Here is a 6,241-nt window from a genome sequence, read left to right on the forward strand (position 1 = left end):
AATACTGGATGTAACAACAGCCCAGGCTTCACACTCCGGCAAATTGGCTACAGTACTGGAATGAACCGCACGCCCCCTTCTTTATCCATCACCCAATTGCTGCTGTATGGCGGCACCATCGTCACCCTGTCCATGGGCATACGCCACGGTTTTGGCCTGTGGCTGCAGCCCATTACCCAGGCCCAGGGCTGGACCCGCGAAACGTTTGCCTTCGCCATCGCCATCCAGAATCTGGCCTGGGGCATCAGCGGCGTCTTCGCCGGCATGCTGGCGGACAAGTTTGGTGCCTTCCGGGTGATGTTGGTCGGCGCGCTGCTGTACGCGCTGGGTCTGCTCGGCATGGCCTATGCAGCAACGCCGCTGCAGTTCATGCTCAGCACCGGCGTGCTGATCGGCATGGCGCAGGCGGGCACAACCTATGCCGTGGTCTACGGCGTCATTGGCCGCAATGTTCCGGCCGACAAGCGCTCCTGGGCCATGGGCATCGCCGCCGCCGCCGGCTCGTTCGGTCAGTTCCTGATGGTGCCCACCGAAGGGCTGCTGATCAGCCAGTTCGGTTGGCAGCAGGCCTTGGTGATACTGGGCTGCGCGGCGCTGCTGATCATGCCGCTGGCCTGGGGCCTGCGGGAACCCGGTTTTGGTACAGGCCAGCCGGCGCACCGGGAGCAGACCATTGCCCAGGCCCTAAAAGAAGCCTTCAAGTACCCCAGCTTCCAGCTGCTGATGGCCGGCTATTTTGTCTGCGGCTTCCAGGTGGTGTTCATTGGTGTGCACATGCCCAGCTATCTGCGCGACAAAGGTTTGTCACCCCAGGTGGCTAGTTATGCACTGGCCTTGATCGGCCTGTTCAATGTGTTTGGCACCTACTTGGCGGGAACGCTGGGCCAACGCATGCAGAAAAAGAACATCCTGGCCTTTATCTACTTTGCACGTGCAGTGGTCATTAGCCTGTTCCTGCTGGCGCCGCTGACGCCCATGAGCGTGTACCTGTTTGCAGCCACCATGGGCGTTCTGTGGCTGTCCACCGTGCCACCCACGAATGCAGCGCTGGCGCAGATTTTCGGCATCCAGCACATGTCCATGCTCAGCGGTTTTGTGTTTCTAAGCCACCAGATCGGCTCTTTCATGGGCGTCTGGCTGGGCGGCTATATCTACGACCGCAATGGCAACTATGACCTGGTCTGGTACATCGCGATTGCGCTGGGCGTGTTCGCCGGGCTGGTGAATCTGCCTGTAAAGGAGGCGCCCATACGCCGTGCCGCAGGCGCAGCACAAGGGGCCTGACAGATGCGCCGCAGCACCAAACCACTGGCCTGGTGCGCTGCGCTGGCCGTGCTGGCCGGCGTGTTCATGCTGTACACCCGGCCTGAGTTCCTGGTAGACATGGCCAATCAGCTGTGGGCCTGCTTTTGAATGAAATTGACCTCCAGCGCAGGAAATACTTGCGCAAGTAGCTATATATTTAATAGCAAAACTGCATTTTCCACGCCGGCCACCCAGCACAAACCCGTTACACGCTCTAGTTAGAATGGCCATTTTCCCGTTTGAGACTGCGGACATGACACCCATTACTGGCAGCATCGTGGCACTCGTGACCCCGATGCATGAAGACGGCAGCGTGGACTACCCCACCCTGCGCAAGCTGATCGACTGGCACATCGCCGAAGGCACCGACTGCATAGGCGTGGTTGGTACCACGGGCGAATCGCCTACAGTCAACGTCGAAGAGCACTGCGAGATCATCCGCGTCTCGGTGGAGCAGTCCAAGGGCCGCGTCCCCATCATGGCCGGCTGCGGTGCCAACTCCACCGCCGAAGCCATTGAACTGGCCCGCTTCGCCAAGGGCGTGGGCGCTGACTGCCAGTTGCAGGTCGTGCCCTACTACAACAAGCCTACGCAAGAAGGCCAGTACCAGCACTTCAAGGCCATCGCCGAAGCGGTGGACCTGCCCATGGTGCTGTACAACGTGCCCGGCCGCAGTGTTGCCGACATGCTGCACGATACCGTGCTGCGTCTGGCGCAGGTGCCCGGCATCGTCGGCATCAAGGAGGCCACCGGCAACATCGAACGTGCCCAATGGCTGATCCGCGACGTGCCAGCCGGCTTTGCCATCTACTCGGGAGACGACCCTACCGCTGTGGCCCTGATGCTGTGCGGTGGCCAGGGCAACGTCAGCGTCACAGCCAATGTGGCCCCACGCCTGATGCACCAGCTGTGCGTAGCTGCCATGGCGGGCGATGCACGCGGCGCCATGGAAATCCAGCGCAAGCTCATGCCTGTGCATAAAAACCTGTTTGTGGAAGCCAACCCAATCCCCGTGAAATGGGCCATGGCCCATATGGGCTTGTGCGGCGCCACCATGCGCCTGCCCATGACTCCGCTATCGCCCCATCTGCACGCCACAGTACAAGACGCACTGCGCAACGGCGGCCTGATCTAAACCATTCCGCGACACCTGCCGTAACAAAGCCCTGGGCATCCCGCCCGGCCACCCATTGCGGCATAAGCCCTCACCCTTTTAGGAACGACACGTGAACCATATTGCAAAAGTTGGATTGCTGGGACTGACACTGGCCCTGGGCGCCTGCAGCGTACTGGAAAGCGACAAGATCGACTACAAGAGCGCCTCCAAGGCAGGCCCTTCGCTCGAAGTCCCACCCGACCTGTCGCAACTTACCCGCGACTCCAAATACGTGGTACCGGGCAGTGCCGTGACCGCCAGCAACTACAAGGTGGGCCAGGTCGCTTCTGCCGCACCTACTGCCGCCTCTTCGCTGGGCGACATTCGCATCGAGCGCTCGGGCACACAGCGTTGGCTGGTGATCAACCGCTCGGCCGACCAGCTGTGGGGCCCCGTGCGTGACTTCTGGCAGCAAAACGGCTTTGTATTGACCGAAGACCAGGCCAGCCTGGGCATCATGGAAACCGACTGGGCCGAAAACCGCGCCAAGCTGCCGCAGGACATCATCCGCAGCACCATTGGCAAGGTATTTGACTCGCTGTACTCCACCGGCGAACGCGACAAGTTCCGCACCCGCCTGGAACGCACAGCCACCGGCGGTACCGAGATCTACATCAGCCACCGCGGCATGGTGGAGGTCTATACCAGCCAGTCCAAAGACCAGACCATCTGGGAACCCCGCCCGACCGATCCCGAGCTGGAAGTCGAGTTTCTGCGCCGCCTGATGCTGCGCCTGGGCGCTCCGTCTGAGCAGGTCAAGGCCGTGATGCAGGCCGAAGCCAGCAAAGCCGGCGCCCGCGTGTCCACACAGGGCAGCCAGCCCGTAGTGCAACTGGACGATGGTTTTGACCGCGCCTGGCGCCGTGTCGGCCTGACACTGGACCGCACCGGCTTCACCGTAGAAGACCGCGACCGCAGCCAGGGCGTGTATTTCGTTCGCTATGTCGAGCCGAACGCAAGCAAGAAGGAGCCCGGCTTCTTCAGCAAGCTGTTCAGCAAGGACACCACGGCACAGCCGCTGAAATACCGCATCTCGGTGCGCAGCGCGGGCGAGTCCACCACCGTGGCGGTACTCAATGCCGAAGGCGCACCGGAAACCTCGGCCAATGCCCAGCGCATCATCAAGATCATTGCGGACGATCTGAAATAAGCCCAACCGGCTAGCTCCGCTTGCTGCGCTTCAAAAGCCTGGGCAGTGGCAGCACAGGCAATGGAACCCTGGTAGAAGCCAAGACCGGCACGCACACCACGCGCGTGCTTGTCGATTGCGGTTTTGGCACCCGCCAGCTCGACCAGCGGCTGGCCCTGGCCGGTGTACAGCCCGGGCACATCGATGCCATCTTCATCACCCACGAGCACGGTGATCACGTCGGCTGTGCACGGCAATGGGCCGTGCAGCACCGCATTCCCATCTGGATGAGCCAAGGCACTCTGGCCGCCATAGGCACGCCCGACTTTGATGGCCTGCTGCATATCGCACGCGACCTGAGTCCGATCGATCTGGGCAGCTTGCAACTACACCCCTTCACGGTCCCGCACGATGCGCGCGAACCGCTGCAGCTGCGCTGCGTGCATGGCGACAAACAGCTGGGCATCTTGACCGACCTGGGCCATGCCACACCCCATGTGCTGGAGCAGCTGATGGGCTGCCAGGCCATGCTGCTGGAATGCAACCACGACCCGGATCTGCTGGAAGCATCGCGCTACCCCACCTTCCTCAAACGGCGCGTGGGAGGTCTGTATGGCCACCTGGCCAACCATGCAGCAGCGGCGATTGCACAATGCCTCATCTCGGGCGGCCTGCGCCAGGTGGTGGCCGCCCACCTGAGCGAGAAGAACAACCATCCCAGCCTAGCCCTGGCCGCGCTGACGCAAGCCTGCGGCTGCGACACCCTGCAGATCGGTGTGGCCGATGCAACACAGGGCGCGGATTGGGTAGCGGTGTAGGCAGAACTGCCACATTCATCGGCTATCATCACAGCTTCATTGGGGAGTAGCCTCTCATCAGCGCATGGGGCTTACGTCAACATACTTGGTTGCCCATCAACCATGGCGTAAGCGGTTCAATCTTGGCAAGACCTTTGACCATACCGTCCCGGTTCGGCCAGGGGGTGGAGTGGTCATTCGTCTCGCATCTGGCCAAGGAAAACCCACCCATGGAAGCATTTCTCGTATCCACAGGCATCGTCGCACTATCCGAAATCGGCGACAAAACCCAACTCCTGGCCTTTTTGCTGGCCGCAAAGTTTCGCAAGCCCTGGCCCATCATTGGTGGCATTTTGGCCGCCACCATCGCCAACCACGCATTTGCGGGAGCAGTGGGCTCATGGCTTACCTCCATCGTCAGCCCGGAAATCCTGCGCTGGATACTGGGCGTAAGCTTTATCGGCATGGCAGCCTGGACGCTGATACCCGACAAACTCGACGATGATGACGCCAAGCTGCTGCGTTTCGGTATTTTTGGCACCACCCTGGTAACTTTTTTTCTGGCAGAAATGGGTGACAAAACCCAGTTCGCCACAATTGCCTTGGCGGCCAAGTACCATAGCTTTTTCAGCGTGGTCGCAGGAACAACACTGGGCATGATGCTCGCAGACGTGCCTGCAGTCTTGCTGGGCGACAAATTGGCGCAGCGCATTCCAAGCAAGCTGGTACACCGCATTGCTGCAGTCCTTTTCGCCCTCATCGGCATCGCCACATTGATGGGCGCCGGCGCTGGACTCGGCTTCTAGTAAAGCCATAAAAATGGAGCCTTGATGGATACACCCCTGCTGACCGACAACACCGAAGAAACACCGGCCGACTTGGCAATCAAGGCTGCGGCGGCTTCCAGAAGCACCTGGGTCAGTGTCGTCGTCAACCTGGTTTTGAGCGGCACACAGATTGTCATCGGCGTGTTCTCGAAGTCTCAGGGGCTGATTGCCGATGGTGTGCACTCGCTGTCCGATCTGGTCGCGGACTTTGCTGTGCTGCTGGCCAACCGCCATAGCCACAAAGGCCCGGACAAGGAGCACCCATATGGCCACCAGCGTTTTGAAACCGGCGCCTCCTTGGCGTTGGGCCTGTTGCTGCTGGCCGTGGGTGTAGGCATGGTGTGGAATGCCGCAGTGAAGCTGGAGCAACCCAGCAGCATCGCCAGCGTACACATGGTGGCCCTGTGGGTCGCTTTGGGCGCACTGGTGGCCAAAGAACTTCTGTTTCGCTACATGCTGCGGATTGCCAAGTCGGTCAAATCCAGCATGCTGGTAGCCAATGCCTGGCATGCACGGTCGGACGCGGCCTCCTCCCTGGTAGTGGGCCTGGGTATTGTGGGCAATCTATTGGGCTACCCCTTGCTGGACCCAATTGCAGCCTTGATTGTGGGCTTCATGGTGGGCCGCATGGGCTGGACCTTTGGCTGGGCCGCACTGCACGACCTGATGGACCGGGCCGCAGACGAGCAGGAGGTGGTCGCCATCCGCGAAACCATTGAGCAAACCCCGGGCGTGGTGGGCGTGCATGACATCAAGACTCGGCGTATGGGCGACATGATCGTGGCCGACGCCCATATCGTGGTACATGCCGACATCACGGTCGAACAGGGGCATGACATTGCGGTAGAGGCCCGGCGCCGCGTGATGCTACGCCACCGGGTGCTGAACCTGATGACCCATGTGGACCCGGCAGACAAACCCGACCTGGACCACCTAGCTGCCAAGACCTAAGAACTTGTTCACGATCTATCCGCCGCTGGACTGAAAATAGGCGGATGAGAAAGAAATACGCCAGTGATATCAGCCG

Annotated in this window: 7 protein-coding genes and 1 riboswitch; all 7 genes read left to right on the forward strand. The window is 60.8% G+C overall.

The features are described 5' to 3' along the window. The first annotated feature begins 60 nt into the window (after positions 1-60). The 7 genes from AC07R0_RS24525 (at position 61) to AC07R0_RS24555 (ending at position 6,165) form a co-directional block, all read left to right on the forward strand. Complete coding sequence (locus AC07R0_RS24525; RefSeq protein ID WP_495106846.1) at positions 61-1,284, forward strand: MFS transporter; 1,224 nt, start codon at positions 61-63, stop codon at positions 1,282-1,284. A 3-nt stretch (positions 1,285-1,287) separates the two neighbouring features. After that, positions 1,288-1,413, forward strand: coding sequence for a hypothetical protein (locus AC07R0_RS24530; RefSeq protein WP_495076580.1), 126 nt, complete (start codon positions 1,288-1,290; stop codon positions 1,411-1,413). Positions 1,414-1,558: 145 nt separating this feature from the next. Continuing rightward, a complete protein-coding gene (gene dapA, locus AC07R0_RS24535) occupies positions 1,559-2,440 on the forward strand; it encodes a 4-hydroxy-tetrahydrodipicolinate synthase (RefSeq protein ID WP_495076581.1) in 882 nt (293 codons plus the stop codon). 91 nt (positions 2,441-2,531) lie between these two features. After that, on the forward strand, positions 2,532-3,611 hold the full coding sequence (gene bamC, locus AC07R0_RS24540) for an NlpB/DapX family lipoprotein (protein ID WP_495106847.1): 1,080 nt from the start codon (positions 2,532-2,534) through the stop codon (positions 3,609-3,611). Between the two features lie 20 nt (positions 3,612-3,631). Continuing rightward, a complete protein-coding gene (locus tag AC07R0_RS24545; RefSeq protein ID WP_495076583.1) occupies positions 3,632-4,408 on the forward strand; it encodes an MBL fold metallo-hydrolase in 777 nt (258 codons plus the stop codon). 29 nt (positions 4,409-4,437) lie between these two features. Then, a riboswitch (yybP-ykoY riboswitch) is annotated at positions 4,438-4,612 on the forward strand. A gap of 5 nt (positions 4,613-4,617) precedes the next feature. Beyond that, positions 4,618-5,193: a TMEM165/GDT1 family protein gene (locus AC07R0_RS24550; RefSeq protein WP_495076584.1), complete on the forward strand. Its 576-nt coding sequence runs from the start codon at positions 4,618-4,620 to the stop codon at positions 5,191-5,193. A 24-nt stretch (positions 5,194-5,217) separates the two neighbouring features. Continuing rightward, the gene (locus AC07R0_RS24555) at positions 5,218-6,165 is read left to right on the forward strand and encodes a cation diffusion facilitator family transporter (RefSeq protein WP_495106848.1); all 948 of its coding nucleotides are present in this window, start codon (positions 5,218-5,220) and stop codon (positions 6,163-6,165) included. Positions 6,166-6,241 lie beyond the last annotated feature (76 nt).

This window comes from Rhodoferax sp. GW821-FHT07F03, from assembly GCF_059418745.1.